The following is a 25,799-nucleotide window of genomic DNA, read 5'->3' on the forward strand; positions in this document are numbered from 1 at the left end:
TGTCACACTTTACTGAATTGCAAATATTAACTGAGCAGTACAGGCAACTTTATCTTTAACAGTTGCTTTGGCCTCACCAATCCCGGCATTTCCACGCAGCTTATCCAACTTAACTTCTAAATTCAGAGTATCTCCCGGCTTAACCATTGTTCTAAAGCGAGCATTCTTGATACCTCCAAAATAGACAGTTTTTCCTTTAAATTCCGATAATGTCAGCAATGCAACTGCACCAGTTTGCGCCAAAGCCTCAGTTATCAAAACACCCGGCATTACTGGATTACTCGGAAAATGTCCCTGAAAATAGCTTTCATTAATTGTGGTATTTTTTTGAGCAACAGCATATTTACCGGGCTCATAATCTAAGACCTGATCAATTAACAGCATTGGGAAGCGGTGAGGCAAAATAGCCTGAATCTGCACACTATCTAAAGTATGTAACTTTTTTGGTTCACTCATATTTGCTTCCTTCATTCTGGAATAACCGTTATCAGTGGTTGATCATATTCAACTACTTGTTCATTTGTAACTAAAATTTTATCAATAGTCCCTGTAAAATCGCTTTTAATTTCAGTCATCATTTTCATTGCTTCAATAACGCAAACCACATCACCTTTATTGACATGATCACCCGGCTTTTTATATTGAGGTTTTTCTGGACTTGCTTGTAAATAAACTATGCCAACAAGTGGTGCCTTAATTTTTAAAGTTTTCTGCTTAGGTGTATCTAAATTGCTAAGTTCTTGATGATTAGTTTCCTGCAGTGTTTTAGCAGACGATTGGCCCACAGGACTTTCTTCCCCAATTTCTACTGGTGTAGCTTGACTTTTGTCAATCTTAATATGACCACCCTTAAAATCTAAATCCAGTTTGGTGATATCACTTTGATTAATTTCTGCGATCAATTTTTCAATTTCTTCAAAAGTCATTTAATCATCCCACCTTTTTAATGCAATCACCGCATTATGTCCACCAAAACCAAATGAATTGCTGATGGCATAATCTATTTTTTGTTGACAATTTTGTTTATTGACCAAATTAACTTTGCAGTCAGGATCTTGCTGGGTTACTCCTACATTAATCGGCAATAATTCTGAATTAAGCGCCAAAATTGTGGCAATAGCTTCAACAGCTCCGGCTGCTCCTAGTAAATGACCCGTCATGCTTTTAGTACTTGAAACTAGCACATTACTATTTTGACCAAAAACCTGATTAATTGCTTTAGACTCAGCCAAATCATTTGCTTTGGTACTTGTACCATGGGCATTGATATAACCCACTTGCTCAGGACTAATTTCAGCTTCACTAAGAGCCAGTTCCATTGCTCTTGCAGCCTGGTCGCCACTTGGATCAGGAGATGTAATATGGTATGCATCCGAACTAGTCCCATAACCGACAATTTCACCTAAAATATGTGCGTCTCGACTTTGAGCATGTTCTAGCGATTCTAAAACAAGAGAACCTGAACCTTCTCCCATCACAAAACCGTTACGATTTTGATCAAAGGGAATACTTGCTTTTTTAGGATTCGTTGACCTGGACAATGTTGAAATTGCCGCAAAACCGGCTATTCCACTTTCATTGATTGCAGCTTCTGAACCACCAGTAATCATGACATCAGCATAGCCATCTTTTATCTGTCTGAAAGCTTCACCAATTGCATTTGTACTCGAAGCACAGGCAGTCACAATTGTGGTACTGATTCCTTGAGCATGATAGCGAATAGAAATGTTGCCTGCTGCCATGTTAGCAATTGAAGTAGGAATAAACATTGGCGATACTCGATCCAGACCTTTTTCGTGCCATTTAATAACTTGTTCTTGGATGGTAGTTAGTCCGCCAATTCCTGTGCCCCAGATTACGCCAAAACGTTCACTATTGGTATTTTTATCATCAATTCCTGCTTGTTCCAAGGCTTGTGCGGTTGCATACATCGCGTAGAGTGTGAATGCATCCATGCGTTTAATATCTTTTTTAGTTAAAAAAAGCAATGGGTCAAAATTGTCCAGTTGCCCAGCCAGAGTGACCCCACTTGAATCAGCATCAAAATAAGTAATTGGCTCAAAACCAACTTTTTGACTATTGAGTCCAGCTTCAAAGCTGGCAACGTCATTACCAATAGGTGTTAAGGCACCCAAACCTGTAACTACTACTCTTGTCATTACTTACTCCTTACTGCATTGTCAATCCGCCGTCTACCGTTATTGTCTGACCAGTAATATAGTCATTTTGGGCTAAAAAAACTGCGGTTTGTGCTATTTCTTCAATTTGGCCTAATCGTTTCAGCGGAATTTCCTTAACTAATTGTTGCTGGATTTTTTCACTAAGGCTTCTAGTCATTTGTGTGTCAATCATTCCTGGAGCAATGGCGTTACAGCGCAAATTGCGTAATGCTGCTTCTTTAGCAACAGATTTAGTTAAACCAATAATTCCTGCTTTACTAGCGGCATAATTAGCCTGACCAATGTTACCTGTTAAACCAACTACACTCGATAAGTTAATAAAACAGCCTTTTCTTTGCTTATACATCGGTCTCAGTGACTGTTTAATGACATTAAAGGTGCCAATCAAATTGGTGTTAACTACACTTAGAAAGTCTGCTTTAGACATGCGATTGAGCAGTCCGTCTTTGACAATACCGGCATTATTGACCACAACATCTAGATGTTCAAAATGATTGATAATTTTGGCAATCATTTCTTTCACATCTTCTTCTTTGGTAACATCTGCGCTAATATCCATTACTTCAACCTGATCTTTTTCAAATTGGTCGATGACTTCAGAACTAATTGGTTTGCGGGCGTTTAAAACTATTTTTGCTCCCTGTTTGGCAAAAGCTTGAGCAATTGCCAGGCCAATACCGCGTGAACTACCAGTGACCAAGACCACACTATCTTTTAACTTCATGAATTAAACTCCTTTAAAGCTGAAATCGTTTCTTGCATATTGGCCACGCTATCTGTTTGATAGGTTGGAACTCCTTTAAGAATCTTTCGTGCAAAAGAAAGTAAAGTTTTACCTGGTCCTAATTCAACAACCGCAGTTATATCTTGACTATGCTGAGCCAAAGTTTTTGCAAAATAGGTAGTCGAAACTAGCTGCTCCGTCAAAGTCGAAACAAGGTTGTCAGGTGCAAACTCTTTTTGGGTCGTAGTGCTATAAATTGGGAAAGTACCATTATGCCAATCAACTTTTTGCAATTCAGTTTTCAAAGCTCCTTGAATTGATTTCATTAATGGTGTGTGAAAAGCACCGCTTACTTTTAGTGGAACTACACGCGCACCATCTTTTTCAAGTTGTTCACGCAAATTTTGAACTGCATTTTTTTCACCACCAACAACAATTTGATTAGGAGTATTAACATTTGCTATCCCAATCAGACCTTTTTTTTGGGCATCCTTTATGGCTAATTCAACATTTGCTAAAGAACTCTTCATGACTGCCACCATAACTCCTGGATTTTGACTGCTTGCTTGTTGCATAAGTTCACCGCGCTTTTTTATTAAGCGAAGTGCTGACTCAAATTCTAAGTAGTTAGCACAAGCAAGACCGCTATACTCACCCAGGCTAAGTCCGATACCTAATTTTTCAAAATCAGCATTTTCGCTAAGAATTTGGTACAAGCCGTAACTCATTGTCAAAATAGCGGGTTGAGAATAACGCGTTTGTGCCAGCTCATTTGCCTTTTCTGCATCAAATAAAAATTCCGCGAGATCTAACTGCAATATATCACTTGCTTTAGCAATGATTTTCCGGTAGTGCGGTTCAGTTTGGTATAAATCATATGTCAGACCGGTTTTTTGAGCCCCCTGACCACTAAATAGTAAACAGATCATTTGCTTATCTTTCCCCATTTAGCAGTTTGTCTGCTTGACTATAAACTTCAGCTAGAATTTCAGCAGCAGGTTGTTCCTTTTTTACCATGCCGGCGATTTCACCTGCCATGAAAGATCCTGTTTCAGAATCGCCTTCAATTACCGCCCTTCGCAAACTACCGGTTCCCAGTTCCTCTAACTTGTCATAATCAGGATGCGGCTTTAACGCCTCTTCCTTTTCAATTCCAATATACGTTTTAGCCATCTTATTTTTTAAAACCCGTGAAGGATGGCCTGCATATTCACCAGTAACTAGGGTACTGGCATCTTTGGCACGTAAAACAGCTTTTTTATAATTAGGATGTATCTTTGATTCAGTTGCTACTAAAAAGCGAGTGCCCATTTGCACGCCCTCAGCACCCAACATGAATGCAGCAGCCATACCGCGACCGTCGCCTATTCCTCCAGCTGCAATTACGGGAATTTTAACTGCATCTACAACTTGTGGTACCAGGGCCATTGTTGTTAATTTTCCGATATGACCACCTGATTCCATCCCTTCGGCCACAACAGCGTCAACACCTACACGTTCCATCATTCTAGCCAAGGCAACGGAACCAACAACTGGGATTACTTTAATACCAGCATCTTTTAACTTTTCTATGTATTTTGCCGGATTGCCAGCTCCAGTAGTCACAACTGCAACACTGTCTTTATTGGCCAAAATAACATTGACAACTTCATCAGCATAAGGTGAAAGCAACATCACATTTACACCAAAAGGCTTTTTGGTTAGTGCTTTTGCTGATTCAATCTCGTCAGCCACAACACTTCCAGGTGCATTGCCCGAACCAATAATTCCTAAGCCACCAGCATTTGAAACAGCAGCTGCCAGCTTGCCATCCGCAACCCAGGCCATGCCTCCTTGAAAAATTGGATATCTAAGACCCAGTTCTTTCATAAATGGACTTAATTCCATTTGTTAACCCTCTTTCGCTGCCAGTTGTTTTTTAACAAAATCAACTAAATCCTGAACCGTTTCAATACCTTCTTCACTTTCAATCTTGATGTCAAATTCATCTTCTAGTTCATTAATCACTTCAAACACGTCAAGACTGTCAGCATTTAAATCGTCTTTTATATTGGATTGGGCTGTGACAGCATTTTCGTCTTCTCCGGTTTGTGCAACGATAATTTCTTTTACTTTGTTAAAAATTTCTTCTTCAGTCATTTGATTTCTCTTTCTAAATAAATTATCTTTATTGTTTTTAAAAATTTAAGGCAATGCTGGCAGCCGTCAGACCACCGCCAAAGCCACTTAAAATCAGTTTTTGATTGTGCTTAATGATGCCAGAATTAACTGCTTCATCCAGCAGTATTGGGACACTAGCAGCAGAAGTATTGCCATATTTGGCAATATTTTCCAAAAATTTTTCTTCAGGAATATTTAAGTGCTTTGCTATCGCAGATATAATGCGTCCATTTGCTTGATGGAGCAAAAACCACTGCACATCATCTTTTTTCCAGTTTGCTTTAACTAAAACCCGCCTAATCGAATTAGGTACTTCATGAGTAGCAAAGTCATAAACAGCTCTACCGTCCATCTCAAAGTATTTCTTGTGTTTTGCAATGTTATCCGAGCTATAGGGTGAACATAAAGGTTGGTACCCGGCAGTTAATTTTGGTCCCAGATCTCCAAAAGCTGCTAAATCTTCAGCAACTATTCCTTTTACTTGAGTACTTTTTTCAACTAACACGCCACCACTACCATCCCCAAAGAGAACAGCGGTTGAGCGCTCTTGCCAATCTATCAACTTGGACAAAACTTCTGCTCCGATAACTAATCCTCGTTGATAGGGTCCTGCTAGCAATTTATCTGCAATTGCCAAAGCATAGATAAAGCCAGAACACGCCGCATTAATATCAAATGCCAATGCTTTGCCAGCGTGCAGTTTGCCCTGCACAATTGCTGCAGTTGAAGGTGTCAAATAATCAGGCGACATAGTTGCCACAATAATAAAATCTAGTTGTTCAGGTTTGAGATCAGCGCTTTGCAAAAGCAGTTGAGCAACAGTTAAAGCCAAATCAGAAGTCTGTTCATCTTGAACTACATGCCTTTGTTTGATACCAGTTCTTGAAGATATCCATTCATCTGAGGTAGTCATTATCTGTGCTAAGTCATCATTGGTAATTACCTTAGAGGGAACGTAATGAGCAGTTTGACTAATTCTTAAGCTCATCAGTTAACGCTCCTTTTATTGTCAATTCGGGCCGGAAATTCAAGAAAAGCACGCAGGTTCAACAGAGCACGTTCAATAATTGCCACCTGTTCATTATCAAAGCCTGCAATAAACTTTTTTACCATATGGCGGTGAAATGAATCGTGCGCCCGATAAATTAAACGACCCCGACTAGTTAAGCCCAGTCGGATTATCCTCCTGTCATCTTCACCGTTTATTCGCATGACATAGCCCTTTCGCACCAAATTATTGACCATTGTTGACAGCGAACCTGCTGTTACCATCAATTCACTTGCTACTTGGGAACTGGTCTTGTGTTCATACATAGTAATCGCATCGATTGCGTGTAATTCTCTTAGTGAAATGTCTTTAAATTCACTTTTACGTAATTCGCGTTCTTCGACTTTCATGATATCTGAATAAACCGTAGACAAAAGATTATTGATGCGTTTTAAACTTGTCTCCAATAGCATCACCTCTTACTCAACTATATAATCTGTACTAATAAACTCTTGATACTAATTTATAAATATATATAAAGCTATAATTTAAATTTTTATTTCAAATAATCTCGCTTTATACCAACATTTAGCATCTCCTTTAAATACTTTTATATTCAAAATAAATTATTAGAGTATGATATGGTATTATTTACTAAATGTCAAACTCCTTTTTGCAATATTAGTTTATTTGCGTTATCAAGGCAAGTATTTTTAAAAAACTCTAAAAATAAATAGTTTGAATATCAAAGTATTTTTACAAATTTAATTAGGTATAAGGATAGATTATTAATGAATAGTTCAAAAAAACAAGAATATCTCAAAATATTGTTGAACAAATTTCAACTAGAAATTAATTGGTGGGAAAGCATCGATTCCACAAACTTGTATGCAAAACAAAAACTAGCTGCTAAGGGATATTCAGGTCCCGTGCTATACGGAAGTGATGAGCAAACTTCCGGCTATGGTAAACAAAGTCGTCACTTTATTTCACAAAAAGGGGGCATTTATCTATCATTAGTTATCGAAGTGCCTCAATTGAACTGGCAGAATCAAGGATTATTAACTACCGGTATTGCATGGGAACTGTATTTGGCCATTAAAGAAATATTTCATTTAGAGACTCAATTCAAATGGGTAAATGATCTGCTTTTCAAAGGTAAAAAAATAGCGGGTATCCTGGTTGAAGTACCACAGCCCCAAGTTGCGGTTATTGGCATTGGCTGTAATCTTTATCAAAATCATTTGCATAATGAATTAAAGACGGCTGGCAACTTACTAACAAAAATGCCCAGTGAAAAGCAAATTTGTCAATTTATCGCTCAAATTACAGAAAATTTATTAGAATTTATTCCTCAATTTTATCAAGTCAATTTTCTGCCTGATTACAAAAAGAAGCTTGCACTAATGAATCATGACGTGGTATTGACAATGGGCAAACAAAGAGTATTAGGAAAAGTGATAGATATAACACAGCAGGCAAATTTAGTTTTAAAAACTGCAGCGGGCTTAAAAAGTTTTAATGCTGGCGAGGTCACGAAAGTAAGAAATTTTTAGCAAACAAAAAAAGACGAAGTTCTTCGTCTTCTGAAAAATACTTATTAAAATTTCATAATCGTTTATAGCTTTTAGTATAGTAAAAAGAGCTTTTACTTCTTCTTTGCTTTACTCAAGGAGTCTTTGACAGCTTCTTTTATTGCTCTGCTGGTTTCTGATGCTCCAGAAACGGCATCGACATCGTAGGTGTTTTGCTCAACCATTTTTTGAGGTAATTCTTTAACCGCTTTTGAGCCGTAGTCATCACTTTCAGTTTGCTTCAAAATTTCAACATCCGCAATCTTGCCTGATTCATCCAAGGTGGTTCTGATAACCACGCCATCACCCATGCCTTGATTACTATATCCTAAATATTGATTAGGGCCAACTTTGAATTTTTGATCGCCTTCATCACTTGAAGCAACAAAATTATCATTAATTGGTGCACTATTTAGATCCGCTGTACCGATTCTAGACATATCCTGTTTAGCAACAGCAGCATTTTCCCCAGCGATTTTACCAGAAATTAAACAATCTGCAATATTACCACCAGTAGTATATTTATTAACAAATGGTGAACCTAATTCTCCTGCTTCAAATAAATGTGGGATTGGAGTCCCATTTGGATCTAGTACTTGAGCATGACCGTCACGCCGGCCGCCACCTTGAGTATTAAGCATATTTTGTCTCAAGGCAATTGCATAAAATGGCCCATTTTGACTAAACGCACGCAGAGTAGCAGGATCGCGGTGATAAGCATAGTCTTTTCCTTGTTGCGCCATAAAATTGAACTCTGAAATTGTTTGAGACAAAACTTCTGGATCCTTGCCAATTGCTGAAGCCAAATCAGCAATTGAATTAGCCTTAATAATATTATCCAAGAAATGAGGCACTTTAAGACCATCATCTGGTTCATTTAGAAGTTCTTCATATTTTTCCTGGTCAAAAATCATATACGGATGGTTTTGATTCAATGGCACTACCCAATCACCATGATTATAAATATGACCATGCCGATTTAGTTCTGCTTCATTGAAGTAACGACTACCATCTTCACCAACAACGATTGCACTGCCTTTTGCTATTTCTGACCAAAAGACATTTAAAGCATATGTCGACCGAATGCCTTCTTTTTGCCTTGGTGAAAGACCATGGAATTGACCTAGAGATTCAAATGATCGCATATTCCACAACTGCGCATTTACTTCTTCCAGCATTTTAATGCCATCACCCTTATTGTACAGAGAGCCAATTGGTGACAAATAAGAAGACTGCAAAAATGTCTGGATCATTTCCTTATTATTTTCAAAACCACCGACAGCCAAAACCACGCCGTTATTTGCTTTAATGTTGCGTAAGACATGATCTCGTTCAATTTGAGCACCTAAAACAATTCTTGAAGCTCCATCTTGAACTAAATGTTTAGCTGGACTGCTGTACCAAACAGTAATTTTTTCTGAACGATCTAATACTTTTTGGCGTAAAAGTTTCCACAAGGCAGCATCACTTGTGCCATTATGAACTAAGTAATCATCATACGAATCAGCACAAGGCAATTCAGGATATTCAGTCACATATTTGGTTGAAGGAGTACCAGTCAACAATTTTTTCATGCTTACTGGTTTAACACCCAAATATTTTTCAAAATAGTCACTCATATTAGCCATTCCTTCAATTAAATTGTGGAAGGGTTCTTTATCTGGTTGCAAAGGTGCCGCTAAGTTTTCATGGTACTTTTTTAAAGCTTCATAATCCGTACCGGCTTCTACCATTTGGCCAGCATAGCGTGTATTACCACCCTCATGGCCTTCTGGAGCACTGTCGACTAATAAAACTTTAGCACCGCTATCTGCCGCAAACCTGGCAGCTGTGGCACCAGCTCCACCAAATCCTAAAACTATTACATCATAAACAGCATCCCATTTAAAACTGTGTTCATTATTCATTATTAAGCCTCCATATAAAAAGCTCTGATATAGACAACTTAATTATAATTCATAATGGTATCTTTGTGAATAAGGTAACTAATACTTTTTTACATAAAAAATAGGTAAATATAAAAATTGAAGTGACCACCAAATTTATAACAAATTTTGGGGGTCACTTCATATCTACCTATTATTTGTTTATTTTGATTTAATCTATGGTTCAGGTAAAATAATAATTACGTTTCTTAACAAGTCCATATTTACACTCCCTTTCTAGTATATTTCTTAATCAAATGATAGCTCTCAAATTAAAAAAAGTATCTATATTTTCATATTTGAAAATTTATTTTAACTATTCTTTTTACATTCACCTCATAACCAGATTTTGTCAATATATTCAAAATTTGTTTAGCTTCTTTTCTTTTCCCTGCAATTAAATCCTCATAAAACTTACCTAATATTTTTATAAAAGCTAATTCTATATTACTTGGCAGCTTTTCGATATATAATAAAGCATCATGACAAAGTTCTTTCCTTCCTTTTTTTATGCACCAATCAATGTAATTAATCATTAGGGCACTTATTGCTGATAGCATTTTTCTGTCCATTTTATTGAAATTCTGAAATTTTCTAATCATATTTCTTATCAAAAATGATGCATCATCTACGTTATAAATTTGTATTAAATTTGCCATTAATATTATTCTATAATATTCGTTTTCATCCGTGTCCTTTCGGAAAATCAATTTTTTAATTTTGCTTTTTTCAGCATTACTCAATCTTTTTAAAGCCTTATCATCATGAGTATTTGCTATCAATTTAGTAGCCAATACAGTATATTTTATGAAAGGAGTTTGTGGCTGAATTTTTTCAAATAATTTAATTATTGAATTAATTTCATAATCATCGTTAGCATAAGCAGCTTTCAAAAAACTATTCATTAGTGAAATTACTTTTCTCTTATTATCTTTTTCAAGTTTATAATCTCCAAAAAAATTTTGTGGACTCACATTATGTTTTTGCAAAATGTCTAAAAAGTCATTTACTCCAATATCATTTAGTCCTCTTTCGACCTTCGAGTAAAATGAAACAGAAATAACACCAGCTGCCATTTCTGTTTGGGTCAATCCTAATTCTTGACGTAAACTTTTTAATTTTTTACCTATATAGTTCATTTAATCTCCTATCTTTTTATGCTATATATGACTTCATAATTATGAGCACATTTGATAAAGCTGGCAAAACTTATTATTTAATTTTAATAAAATAAGCTAAAAGAACAATGATGTTAAACTAAAGAGTCTAAGTTTGTTATAATTTAAGTTATTAATAACAGTTTAATATAACAGCTTTAGGGGATTCGACATGCCAAATTTTCATAACACTAAACTTAAAAAAGAAGTAGTTTTAAGAGATCCAGTTCACGAATACATCCACATTGAAGACAAAGTTATACTTGATATCCTGAAAACCAAGGAATTTCAAAGAATGCGCAGGATTAAGCAACTTGGTCCTATTGCCTATGTTTTTCCAGGTGCAACGCATACTAGATTCGAGCATAATCTAGGAGTTTATGAATTAACCCGCAGAATTTGTAATATTTTTGCAAAAAAATACCCATCGCAACGTTCAGGCGATGGACTTTGGGATGATAGCAACAGGCTTTTAGTAGAATGTGCTGGTCTCTTACATGATATTGGACATGGTCCGTATTCACATACTTTTGAACACCTTTTTGGCACTAATCATGAAAAAATTGGGCAAAAGATTATCACTGAGCCCAGTACCGAAGTTAACCAAGTCTTGCAAACAGTTTCACCAAATTTTCCGAGTCTTGTAGCAAGCGTCATTGCCAAAACTTATCCCAATCCACAAGTAGTCAAAATGATCTCTAGTCAAGCAGACGCTGACAGAATGGACTACCTGCAGCGCGATGCCTATTTCACTGGGGTTACTTATGGAAAGTTCGATTTATCTAGAATTTTGCAAGAAATTCGTCCATACAGTGAGGGAATTTGTTTTACCATGGCAGGAATGCATGCCGTTGAAGATTACATTGTTTCTCGTTATCAAATGTATCAACAGGTTTATTTCCACAGAGTCGGGCGCTCAATGGAAGTTATTTTGCAGCATTTACTTGAAAGAGCGAAAATCATTTATAAGCAAGGCAATTTGCCGGTAACTCCTAGTTTAGCAAAATTTCTGGCTAATGACTGGACACTTGATGATTACTTGAAGCTAGATGATGGCGTAATGGAAACTAATTTTTCAATGTGGACAAAAGCTAATGATCCGATTCTCTCCGATTTAGCAATGCGTTATCTCTTCAGAAAGCCTTTAGCCAGTGTATGTATCAATCAAGAAACCAAAAATTTGTTGCCAAAATTAAAAGGTTTAATCAAACAAGCTGGTTTTGATCCAAATTATTATACGGATACCAACTCAGCTTTCGATGAACCTTATGATGCTTATAAACCCTCTGGTAAAAATGCTAACAGTCAAATTGAAATCATGCAAGACGATGGGCAATTAATCGAATTGTCACATTTAAGCCCCCTCGTACGTTCATTGAATGGAACGTTGCAAGGTGATGAACGATTCTTCTTTCCTAAAATCATGATGTCAAATAGTGATGAGCCCCAAATTTTTGATCCGTTATACCAAAGATTTCAACGTTATGTTAAAAATGGTACCTTGAGGTACTTGAGAAAGCCAAAAAAATAAAATAAATTATTAGACAAGAAAACCCCGAATTGAACAATTCGGGGTTTATATTGATTAAAAAAGGTTTCCAATTCTGATGTGCCCCCCAAAAGTTGAACAACTTTTAGGGTACAGTACATAACTAATTTTGAACTAATTTTTACAGTTCTATGACTCGATTTTTAAAATGATGTCTTTTGCTAATCAGCCTAGAACTTTAAAATAAGCTCCTGCAATGCTGACTAACAGCATAATTAACATGATCCATAACGGATTTAATTTCTTTTTTAGTAACCAATAAGTTAAACCAAAAATTATCAAAACTGAAATACCAGGAAAAATACCATCAAGTAATGACTGAACCGTTGATCCGCCAGCTTTAGTACTACCTATTTTAGAAACAAACTTAACTTTTACCATATCCATGGTCATAGCGCCAACAACTATCATACCTACTATTGAAGCATATTTCGTGAGTTTTCCCATTAAACCAGACTGTTCAACTTCAGAAATCACGTTGGTTCCTAGACCATATCCTAAAAATGTTCCATAGTATCTAAACAAGTAATGTACTGAATTAAAAATCAGAAAGAAAAGAATTGGACCTAAAACATTTCCTTGTAAAGCCAAAGGTAAACTTATTCCTGTAGCTATAACGCGAACTGTTCCCCAGAAAAAGCTATCACCAATTCCACTTAGAGGACCCATTAACGCGGTTTTGACATTTGAAATTGAGCTTTCATCAAAGTCTGAATTCAGTGAGTTTTCTTCTTCCATTGCTGCTGCAATTCCCATAGGAAAAGTTGATATGTATTGCGTTACATTATATAGTTCCAAATGGCGGGTTAAAGCTTGAGAAAAATCCTTTTTCTTTGGATATAATTTTTTCAATAGAGGCAGTAGTGCCCACGCAAAGCCGACATTTGCCATTCTCTCATAATTCCAAGAATGGTTTAACGGTATGCTTCTCCAGAAGATTTTTTGCAAATCATTCTTTTTAACTATTCTATTATATTGTGGTTTAAAATTCATCAAATCCGTCACCATCCGTTTCTGAATTGCTTACACTACTAGATACATTTCCTTCATTGTCTGGGATGTAAAATAGCATGAACGCAACTATAATAAATGAAAATATCGCTACCTCCGTTACAGTAAATTTTGTAAAGGCAATAATGAAAAATCCAAAGAAGAAAAACAAAATATTTTTCTTATTTACAATCATTTTCAAAAGCATTGCAAAACCTAATGCAGGTAGTATTCCTGCCGCTATATTCATACCTGATTGTACAAAATCAGGTATGAAATTCAGCATCTTCTCAACTGCGCCCGAACCAAAATAAAAAGCTAAGGGTATAAAAACCAGACCTGGCCAGCTTTGGGCCCATCCTGAAATTAACATATCTATTGTAAATTTACGTGTATTTGCCTGTGTCGCATCTTTATCACATTTATGAATAAAGATCAGCATTACTGGTTGTCCCAATGCTGTATTTAACGCCAACATCACGGTTGCAATTGGAATACCCATAGTTAGCGCAGCACCTACACTGGCGTGACTTTGAATTGCCAGAGCAACTCCTAATACTGTACCGGCAACGGGATCGGGGGGATTATAAGCTCCAACTGAAATTGAACCAATCATGGCCAATTCAAGAGTTGCCCCCATAATTATTCCTGAAGTGAGGTCTCCCATTGCTAATCCTACTAATGGGCCAAGTACAATCGGTCTTTGAACATAACTAGTACCCAAAAACCACTCGCTGTAACCCAAAAAGGTTAATAAAAAAATTAATATTGTTTTTACAATCAACTCTATCCCCATCCACTCTATTTAAATTGATGTTTTGTATCATCAGGTATCATTTGTGAAAAAATATATGTTCCCTTATTCTTCATGTCTTTTAAGATTTTTGTTTCTTCATCATTTAAATAAACACTATTGCTAAACTTCATCGTGCCTTTTCTAAAAGGTACGTTTCCTAAATTCAAACTATTAAATCCAGTTGACTCAATAATTTTTTCCGCTATTTTAACAGTTTCACAAATAATTAATAGTGAATACTTATCCGTTTTTCCACTTTTCAGTTGAGCAATTGCTTCAGAAGTTGATTTAGCAACAACCTTTACCCCACTGGGTTTCGCTAAAGCTATACTCTGCATTCTGATTTTATCTTTCTTCAAAGTTTCACTAACTAACAAAATTGCGTTTATACCTAGGCTTGATGTCCAAGAAACAGCCACCTGACCATGCAGTAAACGGTAATCGACTCTAACCATTTGTATCATTACATATCAGCTCCTTTGTGTTTCAAAATTCGTCTAGCTCATTTGAACCATTTTGGTTATCCAAAGCATTGCAATAAATTATTCCCTTTTGTGCTTCACTAACAGATCTTTTTATTTCATTATCTATTTCTTTTCCTTTAACATTTACTATCAAAGACAAAATTAGGGGCAAATTAACACCGCAAATTAGATGAATTCTGGCATCACTTTTAGTTAGTTCTAAAAGATGGTTATTCACGCTGCCGCCAAAAATATCAGTAGTAATAATTATATAATCAGCCTTAGAGTTTGAAATATAGTCATCAATCTTATTTTCAAAATCAAGGCAATGATCCACGTAAGCAGTAAAGCAAGTTATATTTTTTTGCTTACCTGCAATAAATTCTATTGTAGATAATAAACCTGTAGCCAACTTGCTATGAGTAGCTATTACATATTCAATTTTGGGATCATTCATGTTTAATTACCCTGACTACCCATTTTTTGATGAAAATCTGGATCTTTTGGTATACAAGGATCAATGCCATTTTCCCCGGGTACTAAAGCAGCTATGACTTGAAACAGAATAGGATAAATAAATGTCTCAAATTGTCTTGGAACTTTAATATCATAACCAAACTTTTGCTGGTCACTAATATTAGAGCCATCAACAATGTATATTTTATTAGTCCACTCACTCAAAATTTTTATAATTCGGTTTAACTTGCCTTCTGAACCGTTATCAATGAAAAAAAGCGTTGATTGACTATTTATCGCATTGTAAACACCATGTATAAATTCATTAAATTCATATCCAGTTATTGGTAACCGACACGCCTCTAGAATTTTTAAAGTAGATTCTAATACATCCCCATATAATGATGCAGGACCACTAATTCTGATATCATGTGCATGTGCTAGATCCTTTTTATTTTCTTCTACCCAATTAATTGCTCTTTTCAATGAGTTTGGGAATTGCTTTAATGTAGTTTTCAGTTCCTTAACATCTTCATCAAAATCACTTCTAGATATATGACCATTATCTATGCCAATATATTCTGCCAGTAAAAGCAAATTTAATTTTGTAGTGTAATAGCCTTTAGTTTTTGGACCTACGGTTTCCTTTCCCACTGCGACAGTTAGCTTTTCGTCGGCGACTTTATTGATATAAGCATCTTCGGTTCCTGACATTGACGCTATAATACAGCCATGTTTTTTAGCCATATTCATTGCATTAAAGGTTGTCAAGCTGCCTCCCTCTTGGGAAACTCCTATAAATAAAGTGTGTGAATTATCTTTTTGTGCATTAAATATTTCATCCGTTAACTTAAATGGGTAATATGCATCAACCGGCAGACCACTTTTTTGTCTCATTAATTGCTGCATTTGTTCTCCAGAATGATAACTGGTACCTGAGCCAGTAATCATTATCTTTTTTATTTTACGAGAAACGACATGTTCAAATAATTTTTGACTATCATCTAAAAGTTTTAATAATTGTTCTGGTGTTTCTTCTAAATTTTCAATAATACCATTCATACTTCTTATTCCTTTCAAAAAAACTGTAATGTTTTATAAGTTCATGAATCCTCATCATTAAAGTTTTCAGTTGCAACCTTCATGTTTACTTTATAATATAAGCTAAACGTTTGAAAGCGTTTTATGAAAATTGGAACTTTGTTTTCAATAATCTTTTGATACTGAAGCATTTATTGAAACATTGTTACGTTGTTGAACGGAGGATTAACACTATGGAGTCTTTAGAAGATTTAGTTCGAATTAAAAATACAACTAATAATGATGAAGAAATTATCAAATTCATAATTGAAAAGCCAGAACAAGTAATTAATATGTCCATTTACAATCTAGCCCAGGCAACACATACATCTACCTCATCAATTATCAGGTTCTGCAAAAAGTGCAATTACAAAGGCTTTAAGGACTTTAAAATTAGCCTAATTCAATGCATAGATAAAGAAATCAACGATATAAATAACGTTGATGTTAATATGCCGTTTAAAAAAAATGATACTGACCTGGTAATAGCAAAAAAAATAAGCCAACTTTCTATTGAAACCATCAAAGCAACCTTTAATTTGCTTTCTTCTTCTAAGTTACAAACTGCAGTTGATCAAATTTATAATGCAAAGAGTGTCTTTGCAATTGGTGTTGGTGATAACTATATTCGTTTGTGTGATTTTAAAACCAAGCTGCTGTTAATAAATTTTTATATCAAAATGACACAGTTAGAAGATGACCAAATTAGGTTAACAAATCTCTCAACTAAAAAAGACGTAGCTATCATATTATCGTATAGCGGCGAAACAAAAAAAGTTTTAGAATGTGCACAAAAATTTTTCCTTAACAGAACGCCAATTATAGCAATTACAAGTAATGAACATAGTCATTTAGCGTCCTTAGCCGATCAAATTTTTTTAATTCCTAATAAAGAGAATAGTAAAGTCAGCTTTTCCAATTTTTCTTCACATGTTTCAATCGAATACATTTTAAATACGCTCTATTCCTGTATGTTCAGTAGAAATTATCTAGCTAACTGTAAATACACACAAAACTAAGCGAAATATCACACAATAAAAAAGGATTCAACTTCAGTTGAATCCTTTTATTAAGTGTTAAAAATACTTTATACCTAAACGTTCATGTGACCCGAAATTGAATTATCTGTTACTGGACTAACACTTGTATCTATCCCAACTTTCTCAGAAAGCTTAGCAGACAAAACTTGGAATGGCACTACATAAATAATTGGAGATAATAACGGTGAAGTTTTGACGCTTAACTTTAAATCTCTACTGGTAGTCTCAAAGTCTTCACCTGAAACAACAAAGACATGCCTAGTATACGCACGACGATAATACGCTGCTATATCAACCATCCGTTTAAATTCTGGTCCCTTGTTTCCTCCAATAAGGAAAATAAAATTATCATCATGATAAGCACGGAGCGGACCATGAAGTTGTTCTTCCTGCTCATATGCACTTGTAGGGCGACCAAAAGTTTCAAAAAACTTCAAACGTGCCTCAAGTGCAGTCGGGAAGTTATAACCAAATCCTGCAATTGAAGCTTTTTGCATTTCAACAAGCTCTTCTTGCTGTTTTTCATACCAAACTACACTTTCGTTAACAACTGTTGGGAAATTATTTACTAATTCCTGTGCGTCCTTAACAAGTTGATCATATTTTTCTTTACCAATTAAACAAGATTGGTATGCAATTTCAACAGCTAACATATAAAACTGAAGTAAAGTTTCAGTATAGCCTCTTGTCTCTGGTCCTATTTGTTCTTCTTCACAAACAAGATGAACGTAATGGTCAGCAATTTTTGTAATTGCTGATCCTAGTTGTTCTGAAATTCCTACTGTTGAAAAGCCACATTTTTGTGCATGTTGCAATGCTCCGCAAGTAGAAATACTGTCACCGTGCTGAGACAATCCTACGACTAACACCTGATTATTTCTAAAAACACTGCTGGGATTTATACTTTCTGAATAAGTAAAAACTGTTGGTTCGACTGCCACGCCTTCAACTTTAAGAAGTTTAACAAAAATGTTGCGTATTACTCGCATAGCATTATATGAAGTACCAGAGCCAGTAAAGATGACTTTTTTAAAATTATTTTTTAACCAAAAATCAATAAAAGCTTGACCATAATCCTTTCTTTCATCAATAGCTCTTTGCAAAACTCTTGCTGTATCTTCAATGTGTCCCATCATTGTTAATTTAGTCATATTCTAAAATTCCTCCATTTTAATTGTTTTATTTGCAACCTTTTCCATTTTTAATAAATATTTTTTGGCTTGCTTATTTAATCCCAAAGACTCACTTGCCTTAATTAAGCGCTCATAAATTATTAACTTCTGTTGTGGTTCGTTAGCAACGTTGAGCTGATTATTTAATTCTGCCAGTAAATTATGATCTGGTGCAAGGTAAACTCTATGTAATTGATCTATTTCTTTCTCTATTTCTGCTGTCTTACAATTTACTTTCAAATAGTTTTCCAATTTAAGTATGGATTCCTGATCGTTTTTTTCTAAGAAAAGCACATAACTGCGCATTAATCGAATTAATAAATTATTATTCTTAGCTAAATCAGAAGGCTTTTTGATAAATTTTGATACGATCTTTTTAACATTTGCTATATCTCCATACGCCAAGAAATAATCTAACTGTAGAAGTTCACGTGATCTAGTGGATAAGCAAATTTTTGCTACTGGAGCTTCAAGCAATTGAAAATATTTGCTTTTTTGGCCTTTTCTTTCAAATGACAATAACTCGCTAAACAATCTTTTGCGTAATCTGGTTTCGGAAAACCAGCCAAGTATAAAGACAGCAAACAGTAGCAACACGATCACTGTATTTTTCATAATATGCTTTTATAATAAACCAACTGCAACTGCTAAAATCCCCAAGATAATTAACCCTATTAAGATCACTGTACCGTTAACTTTCTTCTGCAATAATCCGTAGCAACCAAAGGTTAGCAATAATGGCAGTAAATCGGGCATTAGAGAATCTAAAGTTTTTTGTAAACCGATTTTAGTCCCGCCAAATTTCATTACTAACGGTACTTTGATAATTACCATTGAAGCAATCATCGCTCCAACAACCACTAGACCTAAAATTTTCGCTGCCTCTGTTAATTTTTGCAAGGTGCCACTTTCACTTGCTTCTGCCAAAAATTTATTACCACCTTCATAAGCTAATTTAAATCCGAACCAGCGAAGCAATTCACTTGGTATTACGTTGATTAAGAAATAAAGAATTGGACCTAAAATACTCCCTTTAATTGCAAGAGGTGCTCCTACACCAACAGCAATTACCCGAAGAGTTCCCCAAAACATTGAGTCACCAATTCCGGCTAAAGGACCCATCAAAGCAGTTTTAACAGAATTAATTGAACTAGCGTCAAAATCTTCAGAATTGGCATTCTGTTCTTCCATAGCACAACTTATTCCCAAAATTAAGGGAGAAGTCGAAGTTGAGCAATTGAAAAATTCCAAGTGCCTTTTAAAACCTTTTTGCATTTCGTCTTCATTATCGCCATATAGTCTTTTAATAACTGGGGTCATTGCCCAAGCATAGCCTAGAGACATTTGCCTTTCATAATTAAAAGAACCAAGAAGCTGATAATGACGCCACATAACTTTGCGTAAATCCTTTTTAGTTAATTTCTTTTCTGGTTTTTGCGTTACTGAATTATCCATTACAGTAAGTCCTCCTCATTATTTTCACTAGGTTTGAATTGATAGTAAACATAGGCAATTATTAGCCCGAATAAAGCTATACCAATCATTGGTACTTTCAAAAATGCTACCAAGCCAAATCCTAGGAAAAGAAATGGTGCATACTTTTTGTCATATGTAAGTTGCATTAACATAGCAATACCCAATGCTGGAAGTAAGTTCCCTGACTGAGTTAAACCGTCTTGAATTACTTTAGGAATTGAACGCACAATGACCTTAATAACCGGTGCACCAACTAAATAGCCAACAATTATTGGTACAAATTTAGATAAGAACAACATAGCTGTTCCCGACCATTGTCCAATTGCAATTCCTTTCCAATTTTTCTTTTCTATTTGTCTGTCAGCATAATGTGTGAAAATTGCATTAAAACTGCCTATTGCAATGGCAATAATCTGTGCAATTAATGCTATTGGGATAGCCAGAGTCAATGTTGTTTGCCAGTTCGTACCTGTCTTTATTGCCAAAGCTGTAGCTAAAGCTGAACCAACTACAACATCCGGCGGAGTTGTAGTTCCAATTCCAACCAGTCCCATCCACACTAGCTCAAGTTGTCCTCCTAAAATTAAGCCAGTAGTAAAGTCCCCCATAACTAATCCAACAATAGGACCTATTATGATTGGCCTATCCAACATATGCTGACCGCCAAGGCGACTCTCCATATAAACAGTTGCTCCTACCAGAGCAACTAAAAATGCTTGTATCATAATCTTTTTCCTCTTTAAATTATTTATTAAAAGCTTTTGCAATACCTGAGTAATTTAAACTCTCAGCAGTGGGAGTTACCTGTGCAAAAACTTCTACTCCTTGATCGTTCAATTGCTTGGCATATTTAAATTCTTCTGCAGTCATTTTTATCTGTGGCAAAACAGAAACTGCATCTTCATAGTGAATTCCAGCTGTTCCAATATTTACTTTATTGATTCCAGAAACCTGCTGTTTCAATTCAAATGCGTCTTGTACATTGATTGTTACAACAAAGATTTTTTTATTGGCGTATTTAGAACTATTTAAAATTTTGGCAGAAGTTTTTAAGTCTTTAATTCCTAAAGTAACACCAGCAGGCTTAGCAAGTTTCATTGTCATCTTGGTCATCGCATCATTTGCTGCATGGTCGTTAGCCACTAATAAAATATCTGGATGCAATTGATTCGTCCAAGATACTGCAACTAGACCATGAACAAGCCGATCATCAGCTCTCAACAAACTAATCATCTAGGTCATCCCCTTTTAATAAATCATTTATAAAGACAATTTGGTTACGTGCCTGATCCACAGCTGTTTTAATAGTCTCATCAGATATTTTATTATCTGTATTCATTACTAATTCCAACACTAGTGAAAGGTTAATGCCACTAACCACTTTACAGTCATAATCTTTTATTAAATTGAGCGCTTCTTTATTAACACTTCCTCCCGGCATATCAGTCAAAATTATTACTTGCTCTGATTTAAATTTATCCAATAAATTTTTTAATTCTTCTGCAAAATTTCTTTGTTCATCAACATATGCATTAATAAAATGAACATTGGTAATCGAGCTATTGAAAAAATTAATTGAATTCTTATAGCCATCAGCTAAATAACTATGAGTAGCTATGATAAATTGACTCATTTACATTCTTCCTTTCACTTTTTTGATTAAAATGTTAGCGTAAACATTAAAACTATGTTAAATATACTACTGTATATACATTTTTACAAGTGTTTTTTTTATATTTTTGTATAATAAGCTTTATAAATTACAGTTTATTAAAGGAATAATATTTTTGTTTGTATTTTATATTTTAAGGTATATACATTTTTAAATTTTATTATTATTTTTTTGCTTAAAACTATACAAATTATATATAATTAATATTAGAAAGATAAATTCAAAAATATAAATTATTAAGGACAAACAAGTGAAATCTAAATATGAAAAAGTAGAAGACTACTTCATAGAAAAAATTAACAGGGGTACGCTTAAATCCGGAGACCGGTTGCCACCTGAAATACAAATTAGTAAAAAATATGGCTATAGCAGAATGACCGTTAACAAAGCGATGAAAAATTTAGAAAAGCAGGGATACGTTACTCGAATCGCTGGACGAGGAACATTTGTAAAAGAAAAAAGTGTTTTACGTTTACTTACAGATAACATCAGCCTTAGTGATATCATTAAGCAACAAAGAATGACTCCAGGTTCGACCCTGCTTTCCTATAGCTTAGCTGATGCTAGCGAAGTGCCTTCAGCAGAGGAATTTCCAACACCGATTGATAAATTTCATCATACCGAAAGATTAAGAACTGGTGATAACAAACCAATTGCTCTAACTCAGGATTTTATTTGTGCAAATCTCATTAGGAATATAGATTTAAACCTTATAACTGGTTCTCTATATTCATATTTAAAGAAATTAAAATTACCGGTAATCCAAAATTTTGTTGAAATCAAAGCTGTCAAGGCAACCAAAAAACAACAAAAATTGCTGAATTTAGATGTTGATTTCTTATTAATGACATTAGCAAATACAGATACTATTACCTCACAAGATCAACGAGTACCGCTTGGAGTTTTTATTTCTTATTACAATCCAGATCTTTATACGTACCGCTTTAATGAAACTCAACAATAAAAGTGCTTAACTTTACGACTATACGTAAAGCTAAGCACTTTTTATAAAAAGATATTGTAAAATTAAAAAATCCCTAAAAAGGCTAGAACAATTGATACCACTAGTAATCCCAAAACCAATGTCATTGGTTTAAAACCTTTTTTCATTAAATACATAATTGTAAAGAGAAGGATTAAAGACAATAATCCTGGCATAATTTGGTCAAAAATACTACTTAATTTTAGTGTTTCTTTGCCAAACTTAAATGATAAACTTAGTGGAACATTAACGGTGGTAGCCACCATTGCACCTACCATAGATAAGCCAAGCATTGATGAAGCAGTTGTAATTATTTTAAGCAATCCAGAATTAAATACTTTATCAATAAAAGTAGTACCATACTGGTAACCAGCTACTAATAAATACCAACGAATCATTAATTCTAATCCACCAAATAATACAATAAATAAAAGTGGTCCAAAGATCGATCCCGTTTTAGCAATACTAATTGCAATCCCGGCAATTATTACACGTAAGCAATTAAAAATGAATGAATCACCAACTGCTGCAGTTGGTCCCATTAATGATACTTTTAAACTTTCGATTGTATCCGTTGTTACATTATTATTCTTGACCCGATCTTTCTCTAATGCATAAGTTAATCCGCCCAACAGACCAAACATTGTATTATTAGTATTAAATACACCATTGGCTCGCGCTAATGCCTCACCACGAGACTTAGCATCATCAGGAAATAAATCCTCAAGAGCAGGTCCCATAGTATTAGTAAAGCCATTACCTTGCATTTTAACAACATTAAATCCAGAAAAAGCGAGACCTGAACCCCAAAACATTTTTTTCAAAACTTTTTTATCATGTGCATTAATTTTACTCATCAGAAAAAGTCCTCCTCTTCATCTTCGTTTTTAGCATTAGGTTTAGTCTTGATAGTTTCATTTTTGTTCGAAATAGTATTACTCATGACCAGGAAATAAACCATAGCAATTGTAGCTACTATGATTGCTATTGGCAGAGCTGGAAGTTTTAAGTACTTAGCTAAGACAAAGCCAAAAACTAAGAAAATACCAATTTTATTATCCCAAATCATATTAACTAAAATTGCAAAACCAATTGCTGTCATCATTCCAGCACCAGCAGTAAATCCTCTCATCACCCAATCTGGAAGCATTGCGAAAAGACTTTGCAGACCTTTCGTTCCAAAGGCAATACTAAAGAATAAAACAAAAAATATGGGTAAACGATCCCCAAAAACTGATTGCAGAATTGATAATCTTCTGAATTTTTTAACATTACCTGTTTTAGCTAGCTTTTCCCAATAAGCTGACATAGAAGCTAAAACCGGAGCCCATAACGTTTTTACAGTCTGCATTAGAGCACCAATTGGTATTGATAAACCAATTGCCACACCCATTTTTGAACCTGTAGCAATCGTGTATGCAACACAAATCACAGCTGTGGGAAAAGGATCTGCTGGGATTGCTCCACCAATAGGTGACATCCCCATAAAGATAGCTTCTAATGAGGCTCCCATCAAAATTCCAGTTTCAGGATCACCTAATAAAATACCCGTTAAAGTTCCAGCAACTATTGGCCTTTCAAACGTTTGCCAACCCATGCAACGATCAATCGCATTCCCGATAAAATAGGAAAGCGTAGCTAATAATGCAATTGATACCTCCATAATTATTTTCCTCCCAAGATATCTTTTAAATCTTCTTTTTTATCTTCAGGTACAGTTTGAAAATATATAAATCTACCAGTTTCGACTAATTTTTTAAATTCTTCGCGTTCTTTACCATTTACATAAATATTTTTTGTCAATTGTTTACGCTCATCAGGTTCATGATTGATTGAGTTCCTGCCATAATTGCCAACGTTTATTTCCTTTATTTGGGGAATTTGTCTGATTAATTCTAAAGCATCCGCTGGATTATCAACAATTAGCATTATATTGGCATTGTCTGCTTTAGGATTTTGTAACATCTTTGCAGTACCAGCAATGCTTTGAACAGCTACCTTAGTTCCTTCAGGAGCTGCCATTTTGAGCGTCTTTTTCATTAAGTTATCTTTTACTAACGAATCTTTTGCTACTATTACATGAGTAATATTAAACTGCTTAATCCACTTTACAGCTACTTGGCCATGAATTAGTCTTTCATCCAATCTTACAAATTTAATCAATTTGTTCTACCTCTTTCTAAAAAAAACTGCCTTCATCGTCATCATCAGTACCATAGTCTTTGAACAATTTAATGGAATTTTTAGCTTCTTCAATAGCTTTCTTCAAATCATTTTCTGTCAATTCCGAATTATCATTAAGTATTATTTGTAATAACAGTGGTAAGTTAACTCCAGTTATCAAAAATGTTTTTGGTCTGGACAAATACTTGTATAGAAGCTGATTTGCACTGCCATTTTCAATATCGCTTAGCATTATCAATTGTTCATCATCTAGGAGTTGATCAAAATACTCTTTGACAGCTACAACAACATTTTTTGAATCTACATACGCATCTATTGCAGTCAATTTGGAACAATTTCCCGTTATAATTTCCAGAGTGCTTTTAACTCCAGTGGCCATATGACCGTGTGTTACAAACAAAAACTTAGTCATTATTTCACCTCTTTCAATGCTCTATGGGAAAGAAGTTGCACTTGATGATCTTCAAACCATTTTTTAGTATTTTTTGATTTTATCATTGCTACATCATGAGTTCTGATTTGTGTGAATGAAGATTTAGCCATAACTATGTCATCCAAATATCCAGGATGAATTACGATATATGAAAATTTATTTTTCACCAATTCATTACTGATCAGATTAATATAATTATCTGGATTCCCACCTTGTTGATAAAAAGTTGCAGAACTAGACAATCTTATAGGATTAGTAGACAAATTTGCACTAAATTTAGGATCAGTTGCTAAAAATATTATGTTGTATTCTTTAGCTAACTCCCTGACTACAGAATAAAGATGATCAGAATGCACTGCATGTGTATCTATATACTCAGGCAACTTTCCCGTTAATTGAAAAAATTTGCCAATTTGTGCCTCGACTTCAATTCTGACAGCAGCTTCATCAGTAAAGACCTCCTTACCTTCCTTTAATAACCTGCGGTATGTCTTAGAGGTAATAAAATCACCATTTTCTTGTAATAAACTACCAACAATACTAGGATCAGCGCTAGGTCTGCCAACCACCAAATTTGCATGAAGCCCAAGACATACTTCTGGGAATTTATTAATTATATGCAAAGCTTGTTTTGTTCCCGGCATATTAACCATTAAGCCTATGCTCTTGACTAATCCTGTTTTTAAGACAGCAAGCTCTCCATAATTAACTCCTTCAGAAAATCCAAAGTCATCTGCCCTAATAATTAATTTCATTTTTATAAAACACATCCTTCAAGTTGATAATATCAATGAACA

31 protein-coding genes are annotated in these 25,799 nt (G+C 34.9%); 4 read left to right on the forward strand and 27 right to left on the reverse strand.

The features are described from left to right. Positions 1 to 9 precede the first annotated feature (9 nt). From fabZ to LDM92_RS03765, 9 genes are read right to left on the reverse strand one after another with little or no spacing between them, the layout of a single operon-like run. Entirely contained in the window at positions 10 to 456 is a 447-nt protein-coding gene (gene fabZ, locus LDM92_RS03725; protein WP_223902074.1) for a 3-hydroxyacyl-ACP dehydratase FabZ, read from the reverse strand. Positions 457 to 467: 11 nt separating this feature from the next. Beyond that, complete coding sequence (gene accB, locus LDM92_RS03730) at positions 468 to 926, reverse strand: acetyl-CoA carboxylase biotin carboxyl carrier protein (RefSeq protein ID WP_223902075.1); 459 nt, start codon at positions 924 to 926, stop codon at positions 468 to 470. Beyond that, complete coding sequence (fabF, locus tag LDM92_RS03735) at positions 927 to 2,159, reverse strand: beta-ketoacyl-ACP synthase II (protein ID WP_223902076.1); 1,233 nt, start codon at positions 2,157 to 2,159, stop codon at positions 927 to 929. A 10-nt stretch (positions 2,160 to 2,169) separates the two neighbouring features. After that, complete coding sequence (gene fabG / locus LDM92_RS03740; RefSeq protein ID WP_223902077.1) at positions 2,170 to 2,904, reverse strand: 3-oxoacyl-[acyl-carrier-protein] reductase; 735 nt, start codon at positions 2,902 to 2,904, stop codon at positions 2,170 to 2,172. Beyond that, the gene (locus LDM92_RS03745) at positions 2,901 to 3,851 is read right to left on the reverse strand and encodes an ACP S-malonyltransferase (protein ID WP_223902078.1); all 951 of its coding nucleotides are present in this window, start codon (positions 3,849 to 3,851) and stop codon (positions 2,901 to 2,903) included. Before LDM92_RS03745 ends, fabG begins: the two co-directional genes overlap by 4 nt. After that, the gene (gene fabK / locus LDM92_RS03750) at positions 3,838 to 4,791 is read right to left on the reverse strand and encodes an enoyl-[acyl-carrier-protein] reductase FabK (protein WP_223902079.1); all 954 of its coding nucleotides are present in this window, start codon (positions 4,789 to 4,791) and stop codon (positions 3,838 to 3,840) included. Before fabK ends, LDM92_RS03745 begins: the two co-directional genes overlap by 14 nt. 3 nt (positions 4,792 to 4,794) lie before the next feature. Further along, entirely contained in the window at positions 4,795 to 5,043 is a 249-nt protein-coding gene (locus tag LDM92_RS03755; RefSeq protein ID WP_223902080.1) for an acyl carrier protein, read from the reverse strand. A 37-nt stretch (positions 5,044 to 5,080) separates the two neighbouring features. Further along, positions 5,081 to 6,055 (reverse strand): beta-ketoacyl-ACP synthase III, encoded by a 975-nt coding sequence (locus LDM92_RS03760; protein ID WP_223902198.1) that lies wholly within the window; start codon positions 6,053 to 6,055, stop codon positions 5,081 to 5,083. Continuing rightward, a complete protein-coding gene (locus LDM92_RS03765) occupies positions 6,052 to 6,525 on the reverse strand; it encodes a MarR family winged helix-turn-helix transcriptional regulator (RefSeq protein WP_223902081.1) in 474 nt (157 codons plus the stop codon). The genes LDM92_RS03760 and LDM92_RS03765 overlap by 4 nt, the downstream gene beginning before the upstream one ends. A gap of 318 nt (positions 6,526 to 6,843) precedes the next feature. Between LDM92_RS03765 and LDM92_RS03770 the strand changes: the two genes are divergently transcribed. After that, complete coding sequence (locus LDM92_RS03770) at positions 6,844 to 7,608, forward strand: biotin--[acetyl-CoA-carboxylase] ligase (RefSeq protein WP_223902082.1); 765 nt, start codon at positions 6,844 to 6,846, stop codon at positions 7,606 to 7,608. Between the two features lie 92 nt (positions 7,609 to 7,700). On the opposite strand, the gene LDM92_RS03775 is transcribed toward LDM92_RS03770, so the two are convergent. Together LDM92_RS03775 and LDM92_RS03780 are read right to left on the reverse strand one after the other, a co-directional pair. After that, the gene (locus LDM92_RS03775; RefSeq protein ID WP_223902083.1) at positions 7,701 to 9,533 is read right to left on the reverse strand and encodes an FAD-binding protein; all 1,833 of its coding nucleotides are present in this window, start codon (positions 9,531 to 9,533) and stop codon (positions 7,701 to 7,703) included. A 311-nt stretch (positions 9,534 to 9,844) separates the two neighbouring features. Continuing rightward, positions 9,845 to 10,690: a helix-turn-helix domain-containing protein gene (locus LDM92_RS03780; RefSeq protein WP_223902084.1), complete on the reverse strand. Its 846-nt coding sequence runs from the start codon at positions 10,688 to 10,690 to the stop codon at positions 9,845 to 9,847. 190 nt (positions 10,691 to 10,880) lie between these two features. Here LDM92_RS03780 and LDM92_RS03785 point away from each other — a divergent pair, with 190 nt between their 5' ends. Beyond that, complete coding sequence (locus tag LDM92_RS03785; RefSeq protein ID WP_223902085.1) at positions 10,881 to 12,239, forward strand: HD domain-containing protein; 1,359 nt, start codon at positions 10,881 to 10,883, stop codon at positions 12,237 to 12,239. Between the two features lie 183 nt (positions 12,240 to 12,422). On the opposite strand, the gene LDM92_RS03790 is transcribed toward LDM92_RS03785, so the two are convergent. Genes LDM92_RS03790 through LDM92_RS03810 form a run of 5 tightly spaced genes read right to left on the reverse strand, consistent with a single transcriptional unit; the run spans position 12,423 to position 16,025 of the window. Continuing rightward, positions 12,423 to 13,250: a PTS system mannose/fructose/sorbose family transporter subunit IID gene (locus LDM92_RS03790; RefSeq protein WP_223902086.1), complete on the reverse strand. Its 828-nt coding sequence runs from the start codon at positions 13,248 to 13,250 to the stop codon at positions 12,423 to 12,425. Beyond that, positions 13,240 to 14,031, reverse strand: a complete 792-nt coding sequence (locus LDM92_RS03795) for a PTS mannose/fructose/sorbose/N-acetylgalactosamine transporter subunit IIC (protein ID WP_223902087.1) — start codon at positions 14,029 to 14,031, stop codon at positions 13,240 to 13,242. The genes LDM92_RS03790 and LDM92_RS03795 overlap by 11 nt, the downstream gene beginning before the upstream one ends. A gap of 17 nt (positions 14,032 to 14,048) precedes the next feature. Next, a complete protein-coding gene (locus LDM92_RS03800) occupies positions 14,049 to 14,507 on the reverse strand; it encodes a PTS sugar transporter subunit IIB (protein ID WP_223902088.1) in 459 nt (152 codons plus the stop codon). A gap of 22 nt (positions 14,508 to 14,529) precedes the next feature. Further along, positions 14,530 to 14,964, reverse strand: coding sequence for a PTS sugar transporter subunit IIA (locus LDM92_RS03805; protein WP_223902089.1), 435 nt, complete (start codon positions 14,962 to 14,964; stop codon positions 14,530 to 14,532). Between the two features lie 2 nt (positions 14,965 to 14,966). Continuing rightward, positions 14,967 to 16,025: an SIS domain-containing protein gene (locus LDM92_RS03810; protein ID WP_223902090.1), complete on the reverse strand. Its 1,059-nt coding sequence runs from the start codon at positions 16,023 to 16,025 to the stop codon at positions 14,967 to 14,969. A gap of 212 nt (positions 16,026 to 16,237) precedes the next feature. On the opposite strand from LDM92_RS03810, the gene LDM92_RS03815 reads away from it, so the two are divergent. Beyond that, positions 16,238 to 17,062 (forward strand): MurR/RpiR family transcriptional regulator, encoded by an 825-nt coding sequence (locus tag LDM92_RS03815; protein WP_223902091.1) that lies wholly within the window; start codon positions 16,238 to 16,240, stop codon positions 17,060 to 17,062. A 74-nt stretch (positions 17,063 to 17,136) separates the two neighbouring features. On the opposite strand, the gene LDM92_RS03820 is transcribed toward LDM92_RS03815, so the two are convergent. Genes LDM92_RS03820 through LDM92_RS03845 form a run of 6 tightly spaced genes read right to left on the reverse strand, consistent with a single transcriptional unit; the run spans position 17,137 to position 21,364 of the window. Beyond that, positions 17,137 to 18,234, reverse strand: coding sequence for an SIS domain-containing protein (locus LDM92_RS03820; RefSeq protein WP_223902092.1), 1,098 nt, complete (start codon positions 18,232 to 18,234; stop codon positions 17,137 to 17,139). Positions 18,235 to 18,237: 3 nt separating this feature from the next. After that, a complete protein-coding gene (locus LDM92_RS03825; protein ID WP_223902093.1) occupies positions 18,238 to 18,870 on the reverse strand; it encodes a hypothetical protein in 633 nt (210 codons plus the stop codon). Positions 18,871 to 18,879: 9 nt separating this feature from the next. Further along, on the reverse strand, positions 18,880 to 19,710 hold the full coding sequence (locus tag LDM92_RS03830) for a PTS system mannose/fructose/sorbose family transporter subunit IID (RefSeq protein ID WP_223902094.1): 831 nt from the start codon (positions 19,708 to 19,710) through the stop codon (positions 18,880 to 18,882). Continuing rightward, complete coding sequence (locus LDM92_RS03835; RefSeq protein WP_052697106.1) at positions 19,710 to 20,456, reverse strand: PTS mannose/fructose/sorbose/N-acetylgalactosamine transporter subunit IIC; 747 nt, start codon at positions 20,454 to 20,456, stop codon at positions 19,710 to 19,712. The genes LDM92_RS03830 and LDM92_RS03835 overlap by 1 nt, the downstream gene beginning before the upstream one ends. Positions 20,457 to 20,475: 19 nt before the next feature. Continuing rightward, positions 20,476 to 20,964, reverse strand: a complete 489-nt coding sequence (locus tag LDM92_RS03840; protein ID WP_223902095.1) for a PTS sugar transporter subunit IIB — start codon at positions 20,962 to 20,964, stop codon at positions 20,476 to 20,478. Continuing rightward, a complete protein-coding gene (locus LDM92_RS03845) occupies positions 20,957 to 21,364 on the reverse strand; it encodes a PTS sugar transporter subunit IIA (RefSeq protein ID WP_223902096.1) in 408 nt (135 codons plus the stop codon). The genes LDM92_RS03840 and LDM92_RS03845 overlap by 8 nt, the downstream gene beginning before the upstream one ends. Positions 21,365 to 21,653: 289 nt before the next feature. Between LDM92_RS03845 and LDM92_RS03850 the strand changes: the two genes are divergently transcribed. Beyond that, a complete protein-coding gene (locus LDM92_RS03850) occupies positions 21,654 to 22,367 on the forward strand; it encodes a GntR family transcriptional regulator (protein WP_223902097.1) in 714 nt (237 codons plus the stop codon). Between the two features lie 62 nt (positions 22,368 to 22,429). Here the strand turns inward: LDM92_RS03850 and LDM92_RS03855 are convergent, their stop codons facing one another. From LDM92_RS03855 to LDM92_RS03875, 5 genes are read right to left on the reverse strand one after another with little or no spacing between them, the layout of a single operon-like run. Beyond that, positions 22,430 to 23,242: a PTS system mannose/fructose/sorbose family transporter subunit IID gene (locus LDM92_RS03855; protein WP_045928545.1), complete on the reverse strand. Its 813-nt coding sequence runs from the start codon at positions 23,240 to 23,242 to the stop codon at positions 22,430 to 22,432. Next, positions 23,242 to 24,048: a PTS mannose/fructose/sorbose/N-acetylgalactosamine transporter subunit IIC gene (locus LDM92_RS03860; protein WP_223902098.1), complete on the reverse strand. Its 807-nt coding sequence runs from the start codon at positions 24,046 to 24,048 to the stop codon at positions 23,242 to 23,244. Before LDM92_RS03860 ends, LDM92_RS03855 begins: the two co-directional genes overlap by 1 nt. A gap of 2 nt (positions 24,049 to 24,050) precedes the next feature. Beyond that, positions 24,051 to 24,548 (reverse strand): PTS sugar transporter subunit IIB, encoded by a 498-nt coding sequence (locus tag LDM92_RS03865; RefSeq protein ID WP_223902099.1) that lies wholly within the window; start codon positions 24,546 to 24,548, stop codon positions 24,051 to 24,053. Between the two features lie 16 nt (positions 24,549 to 24,564). After that, positions 24,565 to 24,981: a PTS sugar transporter subunit IIA gene (locus tag LDM92_RS03870; RefSeq protein ID WP_045928548.1), complete on the reverse strand. Its 417-nt coding sequence runs from the start codon at positions 24,979 to 24,981 to the stop codon at positions 24,565 to 24,567. Next, a complete protein-coding gene (locus tag LDM92_RS03875) occupies positions 24,981 to 25,757 on the reverse strand; it encodes a ChbG/HpnK family deacetylase (protein ID WP_223902100.1) in 777 nt (258 codons plus the stop codon). Before LDM92_RS03875 ends, LDM92_RS03870 begins: the two co-directional genes overlap by 1 nt. Between the last annotated feature and the right edge of the window lie 42 nt (positions 25,758 to 25,799).

Origin of the sequence: Lactobacillus laiwuensis, from assembly GCF_019972835.1 — a bacterium.
GTDB lineage: Bacteria > Bacillota > Bacilli > Lactobacillales > Lactobacillaceae > Lactobacillus > Lactobacillus laiwuensis.

Coding starts and splice junctions, on each gene's coding strand:
- LDM92_RS03780 (WP_223902084.1), bottom strand. CDS start 10,690: ATGAACTATATAGGTAAAAAATTAAAAAGTTTACGTCAAGAATTAGGA.
- LDM92_RS03870 (WP_045928548.1), bottom strand. CDS start 24,981: ATGACTAAGTTTTTGTTTGTAACACACGGTCATATGGCCACTGGAGTT.
- LDM92_RS03770 (WP_223902082.1), top strand. CDS start 6,844: ATGAATAGTTCAAAAAAACAAGAATATCTCAAAATATTGTTGAACAAA.
- LDM92_RS03790 (WP_223902086.1), bottom strand. CDS start 13,250: ATGAATTTTAAACCACAATATAATAGAATAGTTAAAAAGAATGATTTG.
- LDM92_RS03845 (WP_223902096.1), bottom strand. CDS start 21,364: ATGAGTCAATTTATCATAGCTACTCATAGTTATTTAGCTGATGGCTAT.
- LDM92_RS03745 (WP_223902078.1), bottom strand. CDS start 3,851: ATGGGGAAAGATAAGCAAATGATCTGTTTACTATTTAGTGGTCAGGGG.
- LDM92_RS03855 (WP_045928545.1), bottom strand. CDS start 23,242: ATGAGTAAAATTAATGCACATGATAAAAAAGTTTTGAAAAAAATGTTT.
- accB (WP_223902075.1), bottom strand. CDS start 926: ATGACTTTTGAAGAAATTGAAAAATTGATCGCAGAAATTAATCAAAGT.
- LDM92_RS03835 (WP_052697106.1), bottom strand. CDS start 20,456: ATGATACAAGCATTTTTAGTTGCTCTGGTAGGAGCAACTGTTTATATG.
- LDM92_RS03805 (WP_223902089.1), bottom strand. CDS start 14,964: ATGAATGATCCCAAAATTGAATATGTAATAGCTACTCATAGCAAGTTG.
- LDM92_RS03775 (WP_223902083.1), bottom strand. CDS start 9,533: ATGAATAATGAACACAGTTTTAAATGGGATGCTGTTTATGATGTAATA.
- LDM92_RS03765 (WP_223902081.1), bottom strand. CDS start 6,525: ATGCTATTGGAGACAAGTTTAAAACGCATCAATAATCTTTTGTCTACG.
- fabF (WP_223902076.1), bottom strand. CDS start 2,159: ATGACAAGAGTAGTAGTTACAGGTTTGGGTGCCTTAACACCTATTGGT.
- LDM92_RS03840 (WP_223902095.1), bottom strand. CDS start 20,964: ATGATTAGTTTGTTGAGAGCTGATGATCGGCTTGTTCATGGTCTAGTT.
- fabG (WP_223902077.1), bottom strand. CDS start 2,904: ATGAAGTTAAAAGATAGTGTGGTCTTGGTCACTGGTAGTTCACGCGGT.
- fabZ (WP_223902074.1), bottom strand. CDS start 456: ATGAGTGAACCAAAAAAGTTACATACTTTAGATAGTGTGCAGATTCAG.
- LDM92_RS03800 (WP_223902088.1), bottom strand. CDS start 14,507: ATGATACAAATGGTTAGAGTCGATTACCGTTTACTGCATGGTCAGGTG.
- fabK (WP_223902079.1), bottom strand. CDS start 4,791: ATGGAATTAAGTCCATTTATGAAAGAACTGGGTCTTAGATATCCAATT.
- LDM92_RS03830 (WP_223902094.1), bottom strand. CDS start 19,710: ATGGATAATTCAGTAACGCAAAAACCAGAAAAGAAATTAACTAAAAAG.
- LDM92_RS03815 (WP_223902091.1), top strand. CDS start 16,238: ATGGAGTCTTTAGAAGATTTAGTTCGAATTAAAAATACAACTAATAAT.
- LDM92_RS03820 (WP_223902092.1), bottom strand. CDS start 18,234: ATGACTAAATTAACAATGATGGGACACATTGAAGATACAGCAAGAGTT.
- LDM92_RS03860 (WP_223902098.1), bottom strand. CDS start 24,048: ATGGAGGTATCAATTGCATTATTAGCTACGCTTTCCTATTTTATCGGG.
- LDM92_RS03810 (WP_223902090.1), bottom strand. CDS start 16,025: ATGAATGGTATTATTGAAAATTTAGAAGAAACACCAGAACAATTATTA.
- LDM92_RS03785 (WP_223902085.1), top strand. CDS start 10,881: ATGCCAAATTTTCATAACACTAAACTTAAAAAAGAAGTAGTTTTAAGA.
- LDM92_RS03825 (WP_223902093.1), bottom strand. CDS start 18,870: ATGAAAAATACAGTGATCGTGTTGCTACTGTTTGCTGTCTTTATACTT.
- LDM92_RS03755 (WP_223902080.1), bottom strand. CDS start 5,043: ATGACTGAAGAAGAAATTTTTAACAAAGTAAAAGAAATTATCGTTGCA.
- LDM92_RS03875 (WP_223902100.1), bottom strand. CDS start 25,757: ATGAAATTAATTATTAGGGCAGATGACTTTGGATTTTCTGAAGGAGTT.